We start from the raw sequence: 21380 nt of genomic DNA, 5'->3' as shown, positions 1-21380 counted from the left end.
TAGCTGCTATCTTAGCTACTCTGGGCAGGCAAATTAGATAATGAAACTACTTTTCCTTTCAACTTCAGTTGGATCTCTAGGTTCTGGGTTAGGGGGAGGAGTCGAACTGACGTTAAAAAATATCGCCTTGGCAATGATGCATCGAGGGCATCAAGTTCGAGTCGTTGCCCCGTCGGGATCGGTTTTAGCAGGTATTCCTCTTACAGAAATCACAGGAAATTTACAAATTCCAGCCCAAACCCAAAACAGAAAAGCGCCGATTTGCCTGCCAGATAATTCTGTCTTGGCAAATATGTGGGAGTACGCGCGACAAGTTCAAAACGATTATGACTTAATTCTGAATTTTGCTTACGATTGGTTGCCTTTTTATCTCACTCCCTTTTTTAGCCGTCCCGTCGCCCATTTAGTCAGCATGGCATCGGTGACGGCGGCGATGGATCGGATTATCCAACAGACGATCGCTCGATTTCCAGTGCAAGTTGCTTTTCATAGTCGGGCGCAAGCGGCTACTTTTGGCTTGGCTGACTCCTGTCGGTGTTTGGGAAATGCGATCGATCTGTGCGAGTATCAATTCTGCAAAAATCCCACGCCCAATCTAGCGTGGATCGGTCGCATCGCACCAGAAAAAGCCCTAGAAGATGCAGTGGCAGCCGCTCAAATATCAGGAATTTCTCTGCGAATTTTTGGTAAGCTACAAGATCGAGATTATTGGGAAAAAATTTGTCGGGATTATCCCAATGCTCCGATGGAATATGTTGGCTTTTTACCGACCCATGAATTGCAGCAACAATTGCGTCAATGTCGTGCCTTAGTGATGACTCCTCGTTGGGTAGAAGCTTTTGGTAACGTGGCAATTGAAGCCTTAGCCTGCGGAGTTCCCGTCATTGCCTACCGTCGCGGCGGTCCTGCCGAAATCGTTCGAGATGGAGAAACGGGGTTTTTAGTCGAGCCAGATAGCGTCACGGGGCTAGTAGAAGCCATCAAACGACTCAATGAGATCGATCGCGACTCCTGTCGCCGACAAGCCGAGGAAGAATACTCGCTCTGGGCAATGGGCGATCGCACCGAAGCCTGGTTTCGAGATATTTTGGGAATTGGAATTGAATAAAGACTATCGATCGCGGCTATGTGCAAAAAATAACGAATTACTGAAATGATTCCCAACCCCTGCCTCGATAACCAAAGTTAAACCATTTGGGATGAAAAATTTCTGCCAGAATCTCTAGAGAATCGACCAAGCGAGGACCGGGACGATTGAAATAGGCATTTCCGTCAGTAATGAAAACCTTGCCGTTTCTAACCGCTTGTAGGCGCGACCAAGTGGGGTGCTGCTTTAGGACTTGAGATTCTTTGTGAGTGCGATCGAGATCGAATCCACAGGGCATGATAATAATAAATTCTGGGTCGGCTGCGAGTAAATCTTCCCATCTTAAATAAGGAGAGTGTCGTCCAAAATTACCCAGCAGTGACTGACCGCCTGCAATTTCGATTAGTTCTGGAATCCAATTCCCCGCTCCCATAAGGGGTTCCGTCCATTCTAGGGCAACTGCGGTGGCGCGATCGCGTTCTAGTGTTTTGGTTTTTTGGGCGATCGCGTTAACCCGCGCCTGTAACTCGCTTAAAACTGGCTCGGCATCAACGCCTACAGCCTGCGCAACTCTTTCTATGTCTGCCCAAACTTCTACAAGTCGATTGGGTTGTAAGGAAATGACTTGAGGTTGGCTGCAAATGAGTTGAGCAATCGCTCTTTCTACCTCTGGAAAGCTTACGGCACAGACATCGCATTGGTCTTGAGTGACGATATGCGTAGGCTGAAGTTGTTCGATTACTTCGATTTTAAGCTGATAGATACTCAAAGCAGACTTGAGGAGGGAGCGAACGTCTGTATCGATTTGAGCGCTTGGTTTGTGAGAGTTGAGTCTAGCTTCCGTACAAACGGGGAGATTTTGGACTACTGGGGGGTGGTCGCATTCGTGGGAACGTCCGACTAATGCATCCACTAAACCTAAAGCTGCCACAATTTCCGTCGCGCTGGGAAGCAATGAAATAATTCGGAGGGAGTTATTGTCGATCATTTTTTTAAGAAGCGATGTTTTTGGTTATTTGTTAGTGGTTAGTGGCTAGTTAGCCTTTAGGTTCTGGGCGAGGGCAGTAGGCTGGAAATTATCTATGGGAGTCATTTAACGAAGTCGGAGAAGTAGGCTGTTTGTTGAAAATGTAGATTAGCATTATGGGGTCTTCGTAGATTGAGAATCATGATTACTTCAAACTTCTTAGAAATAATGGCTCTATATAACAAGTGGCAGAACGAAAGCCTTTTTAAAATTTGTGATGAGTTGAGTGACGATCGACTCCGTTTGAATAGGGAAATGTTTTTCGATTCAATCTTTAAAACTCTGAATCACATTATTAATGTAGATGAAACTATTCATTCTTTCATTTATACGAAAACTCTTCCCAAATTCGATCCAAACTTCATCCCATATCCTGAGTATAGTAAATTAAAATCTGCACGTTTTGAGTTTGACGAAAAACTTGTTAAAGAATCTCAAGGATGTTCTCAGGCTTGGCTCGATGAGATCTTTGAGTTTTGGAGTGAGAGATTGAATAGAAATAGAAGAGTATCCAGAGCCTTCTATTACGTGCAAATGTTTAACCATCAAACACATCATAGAAGTCAAATAACCTCAGAGCTACACAAAATGGGAATTGATTATGGAAATACCGATCTTCCATACAATCCTTACTATGAATTTTAGATTTGGGCAGGATAACAGGCTAACAAAACGATTAACTACTAACTAATAACCATTAACCACTAACTCTCAACATTCAAAGTAAACTGGCTAAATTCTTCTCTAGAAATAGGCTAGCGTTGGCGTGTTGACGAAGGACTGAAGCGGGACAAGCTGGACTTATCGATTCTGTGAGCATTTTCTTGATTATAGAAGCTTTGTCCAAGCCAGGGGCAAGACAGATAATTTTTTGTGCCGAAGCCAACATGGGAATAGTCACGGTGAAAGCGTACTGCGGTACGGCTTCGAGATAGGGGAAGTATCTTTGCTTTACTTGCGCTAGGCGCGTCTGGAGGGCTAACTTAACCAATTTGACTCGGCGAGGATCGTGAAAATCTGCGACCTCTGGTTCGTTGAAAGCGAGGTGTCCGTTTTGTCCGACTCCCAATAAACAAAGGTCGATCGGTTGTGCCATCAATAGTTTCGCATAGCGATCGCACTCGGCTAACGGTTCTAGCGCATCGCCTTGAATGTAGTGAAATTGTGCGGGTTTAACTTGCTTTTCTACCCTTTCGCGCAAGTAATAACGAAAACTGCCAGTCGAGTCGGCTTCAATTCCTAAATATTCGTCCAAATGAAACAGGATAATGCGACTCCAGTCTACTCCTCCCAAAGCAATTAATGCCTTCAAAAACTGAATCTGTGAATTTCCCGTGGCTAAAATAACGGCAGCCGTTTCTTTTTGCCCTAAAACTGCTTGCAAATATTCTTTTCCGATCCGGGCTGCCCCTTGGGCTAGTTCGGATTCAGAATTATAAACGCATACCGAGAGGGCATCGACTGTAAACGTTTTGGCAGGTATCATCGAGTACAAGTAGCTTTGAGAGTTATGCACGGTTTTATCCTCTCATCTTGTCTGGAGAACCGTAAAGTCTTTTTCAGGTAGGCAAAATCTATTTCTTATTGCTATATAGCAATATAGTGATATAAAGAAAAAAACTTGTTACTCCAGTCAACTAATACCAGTTTTCATTAGTCACGATCTACATTCTTCTCCCCTCTCCCAAATAGGGAGAGGGGTTAGGGGTGAGGGCGATCGACTATCTGTGTCATTAATGAATGAAAAATGGTAGAATTCCTGATAACTGGCAACTCATGATGCTATTCCGCCAACTCTTCGATCGCGAATCTAGTACCCATACTTATCTCGTTGCCGATCCAACTCTCAAGATACTGATTTCGCCGATCGCTTTTTTAACCTTCGCTCTGACTGACTGTGCTATTCGCTTCAAGTCAGCACAACTCTACGATAAGCGATCGCTGAATCTTCTTATTGAGCATTCATTATTAGTTTGAAAGTAATACCATAAGGCATAACCAGGAATCTCAGGAAAGCCTTGATAGTTTTTATTTCTTCTTACTTTTCATATTTTTCGTAAGCTTCGACGATTCTTTGCACCAAAGGATGGCGAACCACATCTGCTTGCGTGAATTGACAGAAAGCGATGCCTTCTACCGATCGCAGAATTCTACTTGCCACAACTAATCCCGAATCTTGATGGCTGGGTAAATCGATTTGGGTAATATCTCCCGTCACCACCATCCGCGAACCAAATCCCAGCCGAGTTAGCACCATTTTCAGTTGTGCTGGCGTGGTATTTTGTGCTTCATCGACGATGACAAAAGCGTTGCTTAATGTGCGTCCCCGCATGTAGGCAAGCGGTGCGACCTCAATTTTGCCTCTTTCGATGAGATCGGGAATTTTTTCGGGATCGATGAATTCATAAAGCGCATCGTAGAGAGGACGTAAAAAAGGATTGACTTTCTGTTGCAAATCTCCCGGCAGGAAACCCAGTTTTTCTCCCGCTTCTACTGCCGGACGAGTGAGAATCAGGCGATCGCATTGATTGTTCAGCAGTGCTTGTACCGCTAAAACGGCTGCTAGAAAAGTTTTTCCCGTCCCCGCCGGACCGATGCAAAACGTGATATCGTGGGTTTGAATCGCTTTGATATACTGGCGCTGGCGAAAGGTTTTGGCTCGAATTAATTCTCCCCGTCGCGTGCGAGCGAGGACATTTTGTTGTAAGTCCTGATATTCTTCTGTCCGTCCCGTATCCAGCGCTTGAAAGGCAGTTATCAGATCGGGTTGAGAGATGGTTTTGGCTTCTTGCCAATAAGGTTTGAGCGATCGCACGATTTGCAGGGCGCGTTCTACCAGTTTTTCTTCGCCATAAACGAGCAATTCTTGACCTCGCAACACTAAATTGGCTCCCGTATGACGAGAGAGAAATTTTAGATTTTCGTCTTTAATTCCGGCTAAGGAGATTGCGCTTTCACTACTGGGCAATTGAATTATTTGAGAGGTTTCGGTCATCCAGTTAACAGTTACCAGTTACCAGCTTGATAAACGATATTTGTTCTCTGACGATCCTTGCGATCGTTGCTTTTATTTCATTGTAGACTTAGTCATTCCATCAGCTGACTGAATAGCCTCGCGGAGTAATCATCCAATCGGCATGGCGGCGAGTGCTGCGGTTGCCAATAATAACAGTTGTCAACATGTCGATTGGAAACTCTAACATTTTATCTAAGGTTGTCAGGGAGATCTGTTCGTCGGAACGATAAACCGAACGTACTAGGGCGACTGGTGTATTGGGATTGCGGTGTTTCAAGAAAATCCCTCGAGCGGTAATAATTTGTTGAGTGCGAGTTTGCGATCGCGGATTGTACAGCGCCGTGACAAAATCGCCTGCGGCAGCGGCTTCGAGGCGCTTTTCGATAACATCCCAAGGAGTCAAAAGGTCGCTTAAGCTAATCGTGCAAAAATCGTGCATTAGCGGCGCGCCTACCCTAGCTGCTGCGGCAACGACAGCCGTAATTCCCGGAAAAACTTCTACTTTGGGTATCTTACCATTCCATCCTAGCGCTTGCAGTTCTTCCATCACCAATCCTGCCATCCCATAAATCCCGCAATCCCCAGAGGAGACGACGGCAACCGTTAATCCCCACTGCGCCAATTCGATCGCCCGTTGTGCCCGCTGTTTTTCTTGGGTAATGGGAAGCGATTCGACGATTTGTCCGGGACGCAGCAGCGGTTGAATGAGTTCGAGATAGAGAGAGTAGCCAATGACTGCATCTGCGCCAGTTACGGCTGTTTTGGCGGCTGGCGTCATTTGCTCTAAATTGCCCGGGCCAGTCCCAACCAGCAATAATTGCCCCGTGCGCCCGGTATATTCTAGTTCCGAAAGCGCGATCGCGACTGTAACTGCTCCCGGTTCGCCCTCTAATTTAACGATTTGCTTGGGAACGATTAGAGGATTTTGGATTTTGGAGTAGTTAGTAGTTAATTGTCTCCCCGTCTCCCCGTTTCCCCGTCTCCTAGTCCCCTTGTCCTCCGTCCTCCGACTTCCGACTTCCCCAAGTCCTCCCAAAATGGCTGCGGCTTCGGCTACGCTAGGAGTTCCGACTTCTCGCTCGACTATACTAGAAGGGTTGGGAGTGCTAACCTGGCGGAGGCTATCGGCAGGAAAGGTTTTTAAGGGCAAATTGCGATCGCGGCAGTATTCTAATATTCCCGGTTCGTCGGCTTTGAGATCGATAGTCGCAATTCCAGCGATCGCTTCGGTGGCTAAATGATAGTGCTGGCAGACTTGCGCGATCGCCACTTCAATCAGTTGTCTCGACGTTCCTCGCTCGCATCCTATCCCTACCCATAAGACTCTGGGATGCCATTGCACTTTGGGAATGTCTGCATCGGGAGAAAATTGTCGTTTCGTGGCGCTAATCCAGACGCGCGCTTTGGGCGAAATCGATTCGCGATCGTCTGGAAAGCCGAAATAGAAAGAATGACCCTGTGGCAAATGCGCTTGCCACAGGGTCGAACCGACTTCCTGGATGACTTGTACCGTTTCCCGGCGAGAAATTGCGGCACTTACCTTTGTCCAATCGCCACTGCCTTGGCGCCACCCAAACGGCAATCCCAAAATATCGATTCCTGGCAAATTTAAACTAGCCGACGCGCCCGTTAAAACGGGAGTTGCGTCTAGCTGATGGGCAATTAATCGAGCGAGTTCGTCAGCACCGCCTTGATGACCGCTACACAAACTGATGACAAAACGACTGTCTCGATCGATGACGATAACAGCCGGATCGCGGGATTTATCCTCAACTAAAGACGCGATCGCTCGCACGACTGCCCCAGTCGCGAGACAAAAGACAAAAGCTCGATATTCGTGCCAAATTGAGGCAATCTGGTCTTTGAGCGAACTCGTATAAATCTGGGCGTTTTCTATAGAAGCGAGAGATCCGGGTACCCAAAGGGTTGCACCCGTGCTTTGAGAGAGAGTTTGTAGAAGTTGAGCCGCTTTAGGAGTAGTTGCGATCGCGGCTATAGGTTGAAATCGAGCAAACGGAGACTGACTCAATGTAAATGCAGGAGCGAGCAATTAGCTGTTAGATTCTATCAATTAATCGTTCGGCGCGATCGGGGTCTGATTGATAGGAATGGAACAAAAAGTAGTAAATTTGACTCAATTTCTGACTACTAGGAAGATAATAACTTACCTCTTCCCAGAAGCGTAACAGACAAGACGTGCTACTGCCATGCCTTATATCCAAGAAATCAGTCGAGCAACGCCAGGATACCTAGTTATCCTCATCGATCGCTCTTTTTCCATGTGTTACCCATTCGGACCGGGGGCGGGAACCAAAGCTAAAGAATGTGCCACAGCAGTTAATCGCGTCCTCCGAGAGACCGTCTTAGCTTGTACTGACGGAGAAGAAATCAAAAATAGCTGCGACATCTCCGTTTTGGGTTACGGACAGATGGAAGAACCCGTCGTCAATGCGTTTTCGGGAGCGCTAGCTACTAAGCCAGTGGTAACTATACAAGAATTAACCGAACACTGTCTGCGAATAGAAACTATCAAACGGAAAGTTTCGGATGGGGCTGGGGGATTAGTAGAAATCGACGACCAATTTCCCATCTGGATCGAACCAGCAGCAGTTGGAGAAACTCCGATGGCGGAAGCGTTTGCCATGGCTGGCACATTAGTCCGCGAGTGGATTAACGGTCATCCGTCAAGCTTTCCTCCTGTAGTAATTAACATTACCGATGGAGAAGCTAACTCTCTCCCCAAGGCGAAAGCGGCTGCCGAAGCCCTAGCTCAGCTAGAGACAGAAGATGGAAAAACCTTGTTACTCAACGCCCATATTTCTGACGGGGCAGAAGCGGAAGTCATCCTCCCCGCCTCTCCCGAACAGTTACCCAAGGGAGATAGCTACGCCCGCTTTTTGTTTGAGATTTCCAGCGAATTGCCTCCACTGATGCTAGAACGAGCTGCCGCTGCCGGATGGAACCCTTCGCCCTATGCCAGAGGCTTCGTCTATAAAGCTAAACTAGAAACCCTGATTCAATTGTTAGAAATCGGGACGAAAGCGGAGTTTCGCGGATGAGATTTCATGAGCCATGAAATTTTAGCGTTTTCTCTGCCGAAAATTGGGGAAGCTGAGAAAACCAATCAAGATCGATTTGAAACCAGCCCGGATGGGAGTTTAATTGCCCTCTCAGATGGAGCTGGGTCTTCTTTATATCCGAGTCAGTGGGCAGAAATTTTGGTTAAATCTTTCTGTCAAAGTCAGGACGATCCTATCGAACAGATTCAGCAGTCTTATCAGGAATGGTTAAAACCAGCCCAAGAGCAATGGCGACAATACTATTTGGCGAAACTCAAGTCTCCCAATCGGGCATGGTGGCAAGGGGGATCGCAAATTAAAAATCGGGGTTCTGCTACTTTCATTGGGTTAAGGCTGCAAAAATCGAAGGCTTCAGGCGGGGGAAAATGGCAAGCCGTAGCTGTGGGAGATAGTTGTTTATTTAAGCTAGATAGAAATGGGGATAATCTCCTCGCCTTTCCCCTCAAGAGTTCTCAATCGTTTAAGAGAACGACTCAATGTTTTGAAAGCCTTCCCGAATACTCTTCATTTCCTCCTCAATTTGAAGAAGGCAGCTATGAGAATGGAGATATTTTTTTGCTGGCGACGGATGCATTTTCCCAGTGGCTTCTGACAGATTATGAAGAGCGAGGCGAAGCATGGAAAAAATGTTTTGAGCTAAAAGAACAAAATGATTTTATCAGGGCGATCGCTCAGCTCAGACAAAAAAATCTGATTAAAAACGACGATACAACGATGGCATTAATTAAGATTCTTGAAGAGGTTCGCCAAGAGATAGATATTTGGCAAGACATTGCAACCCTGGAGCCATCTGCGGAATCTGATTAATTAAGATTGAATAACGATCTTGATGTTAATGCGATCGCGTGAGGGGTTAAAAGGGATGAAATATCCAAGTCGTTCGGATTACTTTAGTTCGATTCGCAATCCTCAGTTTGCCTTTCGCAAAAAAGATCCGAGAACGCTAATCGAGCGAGACCTGGATTCGAGTTTAATAGCAGGAAAAGCAGTAGAAAGAATTAAACCCGACGGAACTAGAGAGATTTGGTCGGCTTCTGGGAGTTTTGCCATAGCCTTTAAATATGAAACTTTTTCTCCTAGAAAAGTCTGGGCAATTAGATGCTTCTATCGCAGTAATTTTGATGCGATAAATCATTACAAAAAAGCGCTGAGCCGTCTAAAAAATAACGCTTGTCACTCTTATTTTGTCGATTTTTCTCTTTTAGAAGAGGGAATTAGAGTTCTTGGCAATGTCTATCCTATTCTTAAAATGGAATGGGTAGAAGGCGAGAATCTCAAAAAATTTCTTAAAGCAAATCTGGGTAAAAAGCACCTTTTAAAATCTTTAGCCGATCGCTGGTTAAAGCTATCTCAAGACTTTTTAGAGAGTGGTATCGCTCATGGAGATTTGCAGCACGGAAATATTCTAATAGTTAATCGCTTTGATGGCTTGACGCTTAAATTAATCGATTATGATAGCCTTTACTTTTCGGGAGATACTTCTGATGACAATATTAAAGGGCTTTCTGATTATCAGCATCCTCTGAGAAAATCGCTAGAAAAAAGATGTCTAGAAATTGATTTTTTCTCTCAGCTAGTTATCTATCTTTCTATTTTGGCTTTGGCAGAAGATAAGAAACTATGGGAAATGTATCGACTAGACGAGCGAGAAGGGCTGCTATTTTCTCGTTCGGATTTCCAAAATCCTCAGCAAGCAGAAATCTTTAAATCCCTGTCCCATCTTTCTGCTCCGCTTCCTACTTTAGCCAAGAAATTAAAAACAATTTGTCAGGTAAAAGAGTTTAGAAAAATTCCTTCTCTCGCACGAGTTTTATCGAACGACGAATCGATAGTTTTGCATCGAAGAGAAGACTTATCTGAGAAACTAAATCTTAATTCGCCCTCCCCGATTAATCCCTTGCTTCTTTGGCAGAAAGGAAAAGATTGGTTATCTCGGAATACCTCTCATCACACTGGTAAGGAAAGGTTAATTTCTGCCCTTGATACAGAGCAAAAGTCTGAGGAGAAGACCGAAGAAATATTAGCTCCCGAACTTCGCTCGCCAACTCCCTCATCAAACAAGGCGCTAAGATGGGATCCTCGTCCTTATAAAGCTAGCTCGCCTCAGACTCAGATCTTAGTAAATTCTCCGCCTACTGAGAGCAAAACTGCGATCGAGAAAAAAGCCGATAACTTCCTAAGTTGGGTTGAGAAAACTAGGGGAGATTTACAGCAAACTTCTACCCTTGCATATCGGAGAGGGATTGAGCAGTTTCAGGCGTTCCAGTTAAAGCTAACTGATGCTCTTGAGGATCTGATCGAAAGACTGAAAACTCAGCTCGAACCGAAAACTTGGACAACTCACGAAATCGCCTCTCAACTCGGTTGTTCCGCAACCTGGTGTCATCGTCAACGCTATCGGTTCTCAGACCGATTTTGTCAAGGAACTCATTATTTTAAAGACGATGAAGGCGCAATTCGCTGGACGAAGGCAGGCATTCGCCAACTACACCGCTTGCATTCAGAGCAGAAAGCCGATCCTATCCCACCATCTTCATTGCCAACTAAAGAAGTTAGCCGACGCATGAAGGTGACTCCTGAGTGGATTATTCAGACCAAAGCGAAATACTCCTCTCAATTTATCGAAGGAAGCCATTATTATATCGATGCCAGAAAGCGATACTATTGGACTTCTGAAGGAATCGCCTGTCTTCAACAACTTCTTCTCGCTTATCCTCCCAAATCTTCTCAGTCAAAAACCAAGAGGGGTGTTTCCAAAAAGCGAAGGATAAACAACATGAGTTCGACAGAATCTGAAAACTAGAGCAACAGAGAACAACTCACGACTTGAGCTTAGAGTAAACAAAGCGCTCGTAACTCGATTGATTGCGATTATTCCATGCGTAGATGCGATCGCGGAATGCTTTCCACTCATCATAAACCGTCTTGAAATCGGCATCTTTGGCAGCGAATTCATCATACAACTCAAACGCCGCTTTTTCTGCTGCTGCCATGATCTCGTCGCTATACGGGCGCAGTTGAACGCCGCTTTTTAGCAACCGTTGCAGTGCTTCATTGTTGAGAGCATCGTAGCGAGCCAACATGGTCGTGTTGGCTTCATAAGCTGCTGACTTGAAGATTTCTTGATAGACCACTGGCAGCTTTTTCCATTCATTGAGGTTGACTTGCACCTCAAAAGTGGAACCGGGTTCCCACCAACCCGGATAGTAATAGAACTTAGCAACTCGGTTCAATCCTAACTTTTCGTCATCGTAGGGACCTACCCACTCAGCCGCGTCAATCGCTCCTGTTTGTAGCGCTTGGAAGATTTCGCCGCCAGGTAAATTCTGCACCGTCACGCCGAGTCTGCCCATTACCTGCCCGCCGAGTCCGGGGATGCGCATTTTGAGTCCTTGCAAGTCGCTTGGTGTTGAGATCTCCTTGCGAAACCATCCCCCCATCTGCGTGCCGCTGTTGCCTGCCGGAAACTGTATGAGACCGAACTTTTTAGCGTACAGTTCCTGCAATAGTTTCAGCCCGCCACCTTCGTACAGCCAGGCGTTTTGCTGCTGGGCGGTCAACCCAAATGGCACAGATGTACCAAAGGCGGTAAACGGGCTTCTCCCGACATAGTAATAAGCGGCAGTATGACCGCATTGCACTGCGCCCTGAGATACTACGTTCAATACTTCGAGTGGAGGAGCCAATTCGCCAGCCGCACGGGGTACGATCTTAAATTTACCGCCTGTCATTGCTGCGACGCGATCGGCAATTGTTTTGGCTCCACCATAAATAGTATCGAGGGATACGGGCCAGCTTGTTGCCATCTGCCACTCGATAGTAGGCAAGGAAGCATCCGCAGTGGTTGTAGGCGCATTGGTTTGTGCTGCTCGATTGCATCCGGCAACTACTCCTGCTGTCGTAGCTCCAAGCGCTCCATAAGCTACCGTTTTTAATAACTCTCGACGTTCCATAAGTCTTTTTTGATGCCCGATCGCATGATGATGTTCATCAAGATACACCAGAGGGTTACACCAGGCAAATAGAAGCAGTTATTATTAACTGATGAGTAACCGCTTGGTTGCGACTTTAACGGACGAAGCGAATACTTAGTGAGTGCTGTCGTGGAAGTGTTAATTCGCGCCCCGATATTTACCTACCATCTCCAAACGGGATAAAGCGCTTGTTGCTGACTCGCGAACGTAGGAATCGGCAGATTCATCCTTGCTCAGGGTCGCCAGGACTTCTGTTGCCCGTTCGTCTCCCATGGAACCGAGTGCGTTGACGATTGTCACCGCTACCGCAGGGTTATCTGTAGTTTTGAGGGCTTCAACCAAAATATCGAAAGCAGGAGAACCAATCTCGCCCAGAGCCATCACGGAGGCGATATGAACCACTGGATTGGGGTCATTAATAGCTTTTTTTAATCCCTGCAAGCCTTCGCTGGGGAAAGGAACGTCTGAATGGTTGACGGCGATTTGTGCCAAAGCTTTGGCACAACTGCCCCGAATAGTTGCATTGTCGCTATTGAGCAAGGACTCGACCAGGGAAGGTACGGCATCCATGCCGATCGCGCCCAATGCCACTACCGCAGCTCGTCGATAGGGCACGTCTTCATCGCCGAGAATGCCCATCAAGCGAGAAATTGTATTTTCATCGCGGTTTTCGGCAAGTTCTCGCATTGCCCGTTCTCGCATGTGGGGGTTGGGGTGTTTTAGTTGTTCAAATAGAGAATCTGTCATTGGTTATTTGTTGTTTGTTATTAGTGATGACTCATAACTTATAAGTTACAACACAATTAAAGGACTCTTGGTCGATCGCACAACCCGATTAAGGCAGAGCAACCGACTGAGAGTCCTCAAGTACTGAATTAAACCTGACTATTTAGATCGATCGAGCCGCTTCCCTAGGACAGGGAGTTGATAACGTAGTCGAGATAAGCGCGGAACTCAACCAACGCCTGAGGAGACATGTCGCGAGGAGCGCAAGCGCGATCGCGGGTGTATTCAAATGCTGCTACGTAAGGAGCGGTAGGCAGGTTGAGAGCGCGATAAACTTCGCGCTGTCCGGCGATTCCCCACTCATCGAGAGGGCCAGTTCCGCCGACGACCAAGCAATAGTTGATTAAGCGCAGATAGTGCTTGATATCGCGATAGCACTTGTCAACTTTGGTTTGATTTTCGCCTGCTTGACCTGCTTCTTTGAGGTAAGGGAACTTCTTAAAGACTAAATCGCCCGCTTCTTTAGTAACGGCATCGATCCCAGCAGCTAGCTTTTCAGCAGCTTCCAAACGAGCGGCTGCACGCTGGATGCTCCCTTGAACCGATTCTAGGTCAGAGCCGCTGGGGAACCGACCTGCTGCATCAGCAGCGCTAATAACAGTCGTCACAACTGATTTCATGTTCCGATTTCTCCAGAATAGTTATTTTTGACAGTTTGTTTCAATTCAATTGGTCGATCGCTATTAGCATTGACTTAGCTCAGAGCAGCTATAACGCGATCGAAGTAGCTAGCGCACTCGGCAGATAGAGCGGAGCAATCGCCTTGAGGGGTATCCATCTTGCGGAACTTACTCGTTCCTTCGTACATTTTATTGGTGTTGTTGATGTGAGCGACGCAAATTGCCTTCATAATGGAAACAGCGCGAGCGGCGGACTGGAGAGGTACGCCTAAAGCCACATAGGTCTCTTTGAGACCGTTCAAGCAGCGATCGTCGAGTACGGAAGCGTCGCCAGCTAACAAGGCGTAGGTCACGTAGCGGAGGATGATCTCTCCATCCCGCAGGCAAGCAGCCATGCGACGGTTGGGATAGCAGTTTCCACCCGCTTGAATCAGTCCGGTGTTTTCGCAAATCATCCCAGCAATAGCATCAGAAACGCAACAGCTTGCATTGCTGGCGATCGCGTTGACTGCATCTAGGCGTTTGTTCCCCTCTGCAATAAAACTTCTCAGAGAAGCTAATTCTTCGCCACCAATACAAGCGGTTTTGCTATCAGCATTAATTACTGCTCTGGAAAAAGCGTCAAGCATTGAGCTCTCCTTAATCTTAGAAAAAGTTACTTTGTTATTGGGTTTGGGCAACAGTCGTTGACCAATCGATCTAGAAAATACTCAACGAGCGTTCCTCTCGTCTCATTTATTAAAAACAAAGTAACAATCTGTAATCTTTAGGATCTTGAAGGCTCAGACTGGCTTTGAGACTTTTAAACGCTTAAGCGATTCGTTTCTCCAGATATTGACCGATGGTGAGTTCTTGTCCGGAGCGCGAAATAATTGTCTGTCGAGTTCTGTAATTATTGCCAATCAGCTTGATCTCTTCCTCGAAGACCGATCCGCCATATTCAGTTCTCAAGCACAGCGTTTTAGGATTGACAAAAGAATAGGTAGCGATGACGGGTTCGGTAGTTGCAAAACCGCGATCGCGATATAAAATATTTCCCTTTACGCCGAAGATAGTAGACCCAACCGATGGCTTGCGAACGGTTCTGGTGTAATTACTTTCCCAAGTTACTTCGGTTCCGCAAATCAGGGAGGTTTCATCTTCTAGTTCGTGCAATTGCGCCAATTCGATCAGTTCGGGCGCTCCTCGATCTAAAAACCGAATGGTTAGAAGACTGACGACTTCTTGAGGTTCGACATCCTGCTTGAGGGTATAGTACCGTCGTTGGGATTTCCATCTTCCAGCAGATTGCCCGAAAAACTCAACGACTGATAATTCTAAGGATAATCGATCGAGCGGCACGGATGTCATGATAGATAGAACCTCATTCTTATTTTGTCGGTGTATAACATGACGTTTTTGTCAAGTCATGCTATAAGTTATTTATAATTCTTAATATCATAACACATCAAAACCTTCCTTGAGCATTTCCTCTAGATTTTCTAAAAAGATACTCGATGAGTAGGATGCACTGCTTTAGAGCTAGTAAAGTATCTTCTCCCGTAACCAGACGAGCGCCGCGTCCGCGAGTGAAATAGTTCCAGCCCCATTGCACCATAACTACTAATTTAGGACTTGCTGAATCAGGGTATGATTCGTAGTAATGCGATCGCTTGCATATAAAACTCGATTGCTCTGAACAACTCAACCAGGATTGGAGTTTTCCAGAGAAACTTAAAAGACTCCCAAAAAAATGCGATCGCGCCCGAAGTGAACGGTTTGCTTGCCAATGCGAACCATCGCATCTAACCCCTCTCCAGAAATCTTTACTGGCGGGGCTTGACCTTTCCGAACCGTCATCACGACAAAGAACTCATTGCCGCCCGTCGCCAAAATTTTCCCGCCAGATTTGGTTTTTTCATAGGAGATTTTTACTTGCGAAGGTGCAACAAAAGTTCCTTTCATGGTCGCGCCATTGGCAGCCTCAATAGTAAAGGTGCGATCTTCAATCTTTGCCTTTCCTTCCGTATGCATCACCCAAATTTTATTCTGAAATTCCTTTGCTTCTGGCGACCCGACAAACTTATCTACTACTGCAAATAGTCCGGGCGCTCCCGACGAACCGCTATAATCGACAGCAAACGATCGCACTAAGCCAATCCCTACGGGAGGGTTGCTATTTTCAAGCACGTTATCGTCACTTCTCAAGCTGACGATTCCCGAACCGTTGTCGCTAGAAAGAAAGAAAGTCGGTTGAGCAGAATTCCACGGTCTCGTGTCGGGCATGACTACCACATTTTCATCCGTCCATTGACCGTCCTTATCGGAAATGCCGGGATTTGCCCAACGTCCCCCTAACCCCCAAATCCGAAAACTTCCTACATCGGGAAACGACCAAGAACCCCTCAATGGTTGTCGCTTGAGATAGATACTGGCAACAAAATCCTTGCTGTCTTGCCATTGGTTGCGGAAGACATAGAAGCCTTTTTGTTCGTCTGCCAAGACGCGATCCAAAATTTCTCCAGGATTTTTAGCAGAAATATCTTCTCGATATCCTTTGAGAACAAAAGCAGCTTCGCAGGGACTGCTGATGCCGAAGGTTTTATTCCCCTCCATGCCAAAGTGGCGACCGAACATCCATTTCACTCCCGGCAGAAATCGTTCTGGGACAGTTCCCATTCCCAGAGCAAATATCGATTCGCCTGCATAGCGACGACTCCGCCCATAGGTGGGGACGGCTAACTCGTTCCCTCTTTCAACTATCCGCATCATGTATTGCGCCAAAAACCATTCGGCATTCGACCCTTTCACTAGGTCTTTGCCGACGACATTGCGGTAAGCTTGTAGGTAGGGGAGAAGGCTTAAAACCCAAGGTTCCGTTGTATAGTGATCGCCTTCGGTTCCAAAGGCGCGATCGCCAACGGCAATGGTCAGATAACGCGCGATCCGGCGTTCTGCTATCTTTGATAGTCGTCGAACGTCGAGAAATCTAGAGAAAAATTCGTCAGGTTCGTAGAGAATCGCTAAGGCGGCTAATCCGCCTGCACTCCGCGCTCTAGCGCTCCAATTGCTCCAATCATTACTGTTCCAACCCCTTTTGGGCGTGTCTCCCTCAAGTAGCCAGACTGACTGACCTGCTAGCCAACGGGTAACTTTTTTGAGGTGTTCTTTACTCCAAGTATTGTAACAGAGGTCGTAGGCGATCGCGACTCCCGCGACGATGGGACCCTGTTCAAATAATCTCTTCCCCGGCGTTTTCATGGAATTTTCCACGATTTGCCAAGCGCTTTCCGCTGCTTGTTTGTCCTGATTTAACAAAGACAGGAAACAGTATCCTGCCGCGTGATACCCGCCATTGGGGACGTAACCTTCATAATAAATTGTTTGTCGAGCGAGGGTTCGTTTTAGTTGAGCCAGAATTGCTTGCCCTGTAGGAGTTTTTGCTTTCTCTCGCAGGGCTGGCAGTTCGTCGCTGCGGAAAACTAATCGGGGATGTTCTTGAGGACGAACTGGCTGAAAGTTGGCAATGGGTTTGGGCCAATGGGGAGCAGTCGTGCCGCTGACTTTGCCGCCCAGAGAACGATTGTTGAACTTGCCCGCGTAACTGCCGATGAGTTTGCCTTGATGGGGAATTAGTTCGATAATATAATCGGCTTCTTGAAAGGGAGTTTTTTGCCAGGGATGAGATTGAATTTTCAGCTTGACTTTCAGTTGCCAAACATTATCTAAACGGGTAACTTCAACCGTTCCCTGATGATCCACATCTTGATTGAATTGAGGGGCATATGCCCAAGCTTCCGATTCGCACTGACCTCTGTCGCAAGCCAGATCTATGGTTATATTCTGATAAGTGGGTTTTTCCTGCCAAGGTTTCCATAATCCCTTTTCCAGGGTTAAGCTAATATTTCCCGATAGTTTCGTTGTATCGATCGCGTTGGATGCAGGAGCTTTAGAACCGCCAACGATCGATGCTAAGATGGCTAAGCAATAGTATTGAATTTTCATTGCAAAAGACAAGCAATAGGAAAGAATAAGTATTCCAGGAAAAATAGCTTCCAAATAAATTGATAAAATTGCGCGATCGCGTTTTTATTTTCCAAGTCTACCTCCCAACTCCGCCACCACAGCAATATTAACAAGCCTCCATGACTAAGAACGAGAAACCCTGGATTTACGCCCGGAATTCGTCCAATTCCAGCTAGGATCGTTCCCAAATAACATAGGGTAATTACCCAACGAGCGAGGTTAAATACGGCTTGCTTGCCCAAAAGTAATGTAAAAGTCGTGATGTTATATTGCTTATCTCCTTCCATGTCTGGGACATCTTTAAAGATTGCGATCGCTACGGTAAATACCAAAATAAATAACGTCAATACCCACACAGAAGGAAGGATCGATTCTTGCCCTTGTAAAGTTTTCCTAAAATGCAAAAAAAGTCCTAAATTAACGATTACTCCTCGCACGGTAAAAATACATAATGCTGCCCAAAAAGGAAATCTTTTTAAGCGAATTGGCGCTAAAGAATAAGCCGTACCAATAACTAAACTAATACTAACCGTTGCTAATAACCAACTTCCCAACCATACCGCTAAAATTAACGCCAATATCCCCGTAATCCCCACAATCAACTGTCCTTGTTTTCGAGAAAATTCTCCTGCGGCAATCGGGAGGTGAGGTTTATTAATTTCGTCAATAGCAACATCTTCTAGTTGATTTAATCCCACAATATAGACATTGCCGCACAAACAAGCAATCCAAGTTCCTAAAAGTTGCCATAAATTTTCTAATTTAACAGAATTCTCAAGGTTTGCGATCGCGATTATATATAAAGCAAGAACGCTAAGGCTAGTACCAATAATGGTATGAGGACGAGAAAATTTCCAAAGACTGTGTAGCCACAAAATAGGATTTTGTAAGAGATTTTTGGTAGTAGTTGAAGAAATTTGACTCATGAGCTAGATGTGCCGCTATAAATCTTAAGCCATTCTCAAATTAACACGATACATTGATATTAGATTTATGGCAAACTGCACTAATCTATCTTAGGAAAGATAGACATTTAGAAGATCGAAGCGCTAGTTTTTAATTAAGTTATTAAGAATTGCGATCGAGATAGCAGCCGCTTGAGGTGAGTGAAACTTGAAACTTATTTTGCTTTTGCTTCTAATTCGGCGACGCGACTTTTGAGTTCTTGATTTTCTTGTTTAATTTTTTCTAATTCCTCCCGCAATTCTTTAATGGCTTTATCGGAACCCAAGTTTTTCTGCACTTTTTCAACAGCTTCTTCTGCCAGGCGACGGACTCTTCCATCAGACGTTTGTTCTGCCAAAGATTGAAGGATCCCAATAGCTTTAGGCGTTTCCATTTGTCCCAAAGCAGAAGTAACCGCAACTTGAGTCAAGAAGAAACTTTCCTTAGAAATCGCTTCTAATCGTTCTAAAATTGCCTCGACTTTATCGGGAGTTTGACCGACAGAAATTGCGCCTAACGCACGAATAGAAGCCAATCGCAAAGGTTGAGGAATTCCAAGTTTGGTATAGTCGAGAATAATATCGACAGCGGCAGAAGAAGTTTTGAGATTACTTAATCCACCAATTGCACCGGAAGTTACAACTTGATTCCAACCGGAACGTTCTTCTAAAACTTTCTTGAGTAAGTCAATAACTTCCCCTTCCTTTTCTTTGAAAGTTCCCGATATTATTCCTCCTAAACTGCGGGCGGCTGACGCTTCAACATAATAACTGGCATCGCCTTTCTCTAATACATTTTTTAAGGCTTCATAGCATTCGGGCGTTTTAATTTCTCCTAATGCTTCGACTACCGCGCGACGCACCCTGGCATTTTCATCTTGCAATCCTTTCATTAAAGCCGTTCCTGCTTGGTCTAATTTGACTTTAGCTAACTGTTTGGCCGCTTCTACGCGAACGCCCCAAACAGGATCTTGAGTCAAGGCATCACAGAGGGCTTCAATCACTTCTAATCCGCCTTTTTTTGCCAAAGCTGCCGCCGCATGAATCCGCGAAATCGGATCGGGATCGTATTTGAGTTGGGCTTTTAATTCAGGAATTGGATACTCTAAAGTGACGGTTTTGAGGAAGTTATTTCCGGCATCAAAGCTAACGAAATCGGGTTTTTTCTCTAGCGGAAAATAAAAACTTTGTTCTTTCTCATGGATGCGTAGGGTAAAAGTTTTCAATTGCACTGGATTATTAATATAGCCAAAACCAATGGGAATTTTTAGGTCGAATAATTCGCTTTTGCTGGCATTTTTATTTTCTTTGGCTTGGGTTTGAGTTACTGTTAGTTTGGCTAAATTACTGTCTCCATCCCAAGCATAGGCAACTTTATAATCGGGATGACCGCCTCGGAAGACATATTGATCGAAAAGGAACATTAAATTATATCCGGTTGCCTTTTCGATCGCCCGCAACAAATCGACCGTTTCTACTGTCTTGTGGGCGTTATCTCGCACAAACGTATGAATGGCTTTCTCAAATAATTCATCGCCCAAAATCGTGCGAATCATATGATAGACGCAAGCCCCTTTTTCATACAAATGGCGGTCGTACAGTTCGATCGCGTCTCGATAGACGTGAGTGACGATAGGACGACGATAGCGAGAGGAATCTTCATCGATATAGTTCCTCGCCTCTCCCAACAGATAGTAAGCGGCATCGTCTTTCCCGTATTCGGATTCCGTCCACAAAACCTCCGAGTAAGTCGCCATTCCTTCTTTAATCCAAGCGTGCGACCAATGCTTGATGACGACCAAATCTCCAAACCATTGATGGGCGAGTTCGTGAACGACTAAACTTTCTGTATTGCGGTTGTCGATCGCAGCGCGTTCGTCCAACAAACAGCGATCGGTCAGTAGAGTCGTAGAAGTATTTTCCATCCCGCCAAAAATAAAGTCATCCACGCAGACTTGGGCGTACTTGGGATAGGGATAGGGATAGCCAAATTTTTGAGAGAAAAACTCGATCGCGCGAGGGGTTTTTCCCATGCTGCGAAGACCGTCTGCTTCCCGTCCTTTTTCTACGTAGTAGGTGACGGGAATCCCGTGCCATTTGTCTTCTATTTGAGCAAAATCGCCTACTGCCAGGGTCATCAAATAGGTAGGATGGACTTGTTTTTGCGACCAGTGATAAATTTTGTCTTCCCCGACTTCTTCTACACCAACGAGTCCTCCGTTAGAAATGGCAAGGAATTGTTTGGGGACGCGAACGCGAATTTCTGAGGTGGCTAATTGACCAGGATAATCGAAACAGGGGAACCAGAAACGAGAGTCTTCATCTTCCCCTTGCGTCCAAACTTGGATGGGTTTGTTGGGGTAATGTTCGTCTGGGGAGATAAAATAGAGTCCGCGTCGGGGATTTTCGACGCGGTAGGCGATCGCAATTTGAATCGGTTTATTCTCTGTGGGATTGAGGAGGCGAATGGTTAGCTGTTGTCTATCGTAGTCGAAGGGTTGACTGACATTATCGACCAATACCGAGTCAATTTGTAAATCGACTGCATCGAGGGTTAGCTGGTTAATTCCCTCTCTCACGGGAATTAAGGTGATGGTACAAGTTCCCCCAACGCTTTTGTTGGGAATATCGAGGGCTAAATCTAGGAAAATATGGTTGACTTGTCCGGGGCGATCTGGATTGTAGTGCGGTTTTGCCCCCGGTAACTCGAAGGGTCTGCGTTCGTTATCTTCCGTATCGAAGTAGGAGCGTAACATAGCGTCAATTTAGCGTTCGAGTTTGTCTACCCAATTAAACATAACATTAGAAGGCTCAAAGCTGTTTGTCGAGCTTTTCATCAAG

17 protein-coding genes and 1 pseudogene are annotated in these 21380 nt (G+C 45.7%); 6 read left to right on the top strand and 12 right to left on the bottom strand.

Features of this window, described 5'->3' with window-relative positions; genetic code table 11:
• Window positions 1–40 precede the first annotated feature (40 nt).
• Entirely contained in the window at window positions 41–1108 is a 1068-nt protein-coding gene (locus NIES593_RS14670) for a glycosyltransferase family 4 protein (RefSeq protein WP_073600284.1), read from the top strand.
• A gap of 37 nt (window positions 1109–1145) precedes the next feature.
• Here the strand turns inward: NIES593_RS14670 and NIES593_RS14665 are convergent, their stop codons facing one another.
• Window positions 1146–2075 carry a cobalamin-binding protein gene (locus NIES593_RS14665; protein ID WP_073600283.1) on the bottom strand — a complete coding sequence of 310 codons (930 nt, stop codon included), beginning with the start codon at window positions 2073–2075 and terminating at the stop codon, window positions 1146–1148.
• Between the two features lie 180 nt (window positions 2076–2255).
• Here NIES593_RS14665 and NIES593_RS14660 point away from each other — a divergent pair, with 180 nt between their 5' ends.
• Window positions 2256–2759 carry a DinB family protein gene (locus tag NIES593_RS14660; RefSeq protein ID WP_073600282.1) on the top strand — a complete coding sequence of 168 codons (504 nt, stop codon included), beginning with the start codon at window positions 2256–2258 and terminating at the stop codon, window positions 2757–2759.
• A gap of 73 nt (window positions 2760–2832) precedes the next feature.
• On the opposite strand, the gene NIES593_RS14655 is transcribed toward NIES593_RS14660, so the two are convergent.
• Window positions 2833–3600, bottom strand: a complete 768-nt coding sequence (locus tag NIES593_RS14655; protein WP_073600281.1) for a glucosamine-6-phosphate deaminase — start codon at window positions 3598–3600, stop codon at window positions 2833–2835.
• Between the two features lie 293 nt (window positions 3601–3893).
• Here NIES593_RS14655 and NIES593_RS25795 point away from each other — a divergent pair.
• Window positions 3894–3983, top strand: a pseudogene (locus tag NIES593_RS25795) (MBL fold metallo-hydrolase); the annotation flags it as partial.
• 169 nt (window positions 3984–4152) lie between these two features.
• Here the strand turns inward: NIES593_RS25795 and NIES593_RS14645 are convergent.
• Together NIES593_RS14645 and cobJ are read right to left on the bottom strand one after the other, a co-directional pair.
• Window positions 4153–5109, bottom strand: coding sequence for a PhoH family protein (locus tag NIES593_RS14645; RefSeq protein ID WP_073600279.1), 957 nt, complete (start codon window positions 5107–5109; stop codon window positions 4153–4155).
• A 100-nt stretch (window positions 5110–5209) separates the two neighbouring features.
• Window positions 5210–7159 (bottom strand): precorrin-3B C(17)-methyltransferase, encoded by a 1950-nt coding sequence (gene cobJ, locus NIES593_RS14640; RefSeq protein ID WP_073600296.1) that lies wholly within the window; start codon window positions 7157–7159, stop codon window positions 5210–5212.
• Between the two features lie 178 nt (window positions 7160–7337).
• Between cobJ and NIES593_RS14635 the strand changes: the two genes are divergently transcribed.
• The 3 genes from NIES593_RS14635 to NIES593_RS14625 are packed head-to-tail and all read left to right on the top strand — an operon-like array spanning window position 7338 to window position 11013.
• Window positions 7338–8189 carry a hypothetical protein gene (locus NIES593_RS14635; protein WP_015143596.1) on the top strand — a complete coding sequence of 284 codons (852 nt, stop codon included), beginning with the start codon at window positions 7338–7340 and terminating at the stop codon, window positions 8187–8189.
• A gap of 6 nt (window positions 8190–8195) precedes the next feature.
• Window positions 8196–9017 carry a protein phosphatase 2C domain-containing protein gene (locus NIES593_RS14630; RefSeq protein ID WP_073600278.1) on the top strand — a complete coding sequence of 274 codons (822 nt, stop codon included), beginning with the start codon at window positions 8196–8198 and terminating at the stop codon, window positions 9015–9017.
• Window positions 9018–9072: 55 nt separating this feature from the next.
• Window positions 9073–11013, top strand: a complete 1941-nt coding sequence (locus NIES593_RS14625; RefSeq protein WP_073600277.1) for a protein kinase family protein — start codon at window positions 9073–9075, stop codon at window positions 11011–11013.
• Between the two features lie 16 nt (window positions 11014–11029).
• Here NIES593_RS14625 and NIES593_RS14620 read toward each other — a convergent pair whose 3' ends face one another.
• The 8 genes from NIES593_RS14620 to NIES593_RS14580 form a co-directional block, all read right to left on the bottom strand.
• Window positions 11030–12163, bottom strand: a complete 1134-nt coding sequence (locus tag NIES593_RS14620) for a TRAP transporter substrate-binding protein (RefSeq protein WP_073600276.1) — start codon at window positions 12161–12163, stop codon at window positions 11030–11032.
• Between the two features lie 159 nt (window positions 12164–12322).
• Window positions 12323–12931, bottom strand: a complete 609-nt coding sequence (locus NIES593_RS14615) for a HEAT repeat domain-containing protein (RefSeq protein ID WP_073600275.1) — start codon at window positions 12929–12931, stop codon at window positions 12323–12325.
• Window positions 12932–13095: 164 nt separating this feature from the next.
• The gene (cpeA, locus tag NIES593_RS14610; protein ID WP_073600274.1) at window positions 13096–13590 is read right to left on the bottom strand and encodes a C-phycoerythrin subunit alpha; all 495 of its coding nucleotides are present in this window, start codon (window positions 13588–13590) and stop codon (window positions 13096–13098) included.
• Window positions 13591–13664: 74 nt separating this feature from the next.
• Complete coding sequence (locus NIES593_RS14605) at window positions 13665–14219, bottom strand: phycoerythrin subunit beta (protein ID WP_073600273.1); 555 nt, start codon at window positions 14217–14219, stop codon at window positions 13665–13667.
• 181 nt (window positions 14220–14400) lie between these two features.
• On the bottom strand, window positions 14401–14940 hold the full coding sequence (locus tag NIES593_RS14600; RefSeq protein WP_073600272.1) for a phycobiliprotein lyase: 540 nt from the start codon (window positions 14938–14940) through the stop codon (window positions 14401–14403).
• A gap of 363 nt (window positions 14941–15303) precedes the next feature.
• Window positions 15304–17574, bottom strand: a complete 2271-nt coding sequence (locus tag NIES593_RS14590; protein ID WP_073600270.1) for a hypothetical protein — start codon at window positions 17572–17574, stop codon at window positions 15304–15306.
• Entirely contained in the window at window positions 17571–18521 is a 951-nt protein-coding gene (locus NIES593_RS14585) for a homogentisate phytyltransferase (RefSeq protein WP_073600269.1), read from the bottom strand. Before NIES593_RS14585 ends, NIES593_RS14590 begins: the two co-directional genes overlap by 4 nt.
• A gap of 194 nt (window positions 18522–18715) precedes the next feature.
• Entirely contained in the window at window positions 18716–21295 is a 2580-nt protein-coding gene (locus NIES593_RS14580) for a M1 family metallopeptidase (protein ID WP_073600268.1), read from the bottom strand.
• Window positions 21296–21380: the final 85 nt, after the last annotated feature.

This window comes from Hydrococcus rivularis NIES-593 (genome assembly GCF_001904635.1).
GTDB lineage: Bacteria > Cyanobacteriota > Cyanobacteriia > Cyanobacteriales > Microcystaceae > Hydrococcus > Hydrococcus rivularis.
Note: the sequence above shows the minus strand (reverse complement) of the source record. Positions and strands in the feature narration are given on the sequence as shown.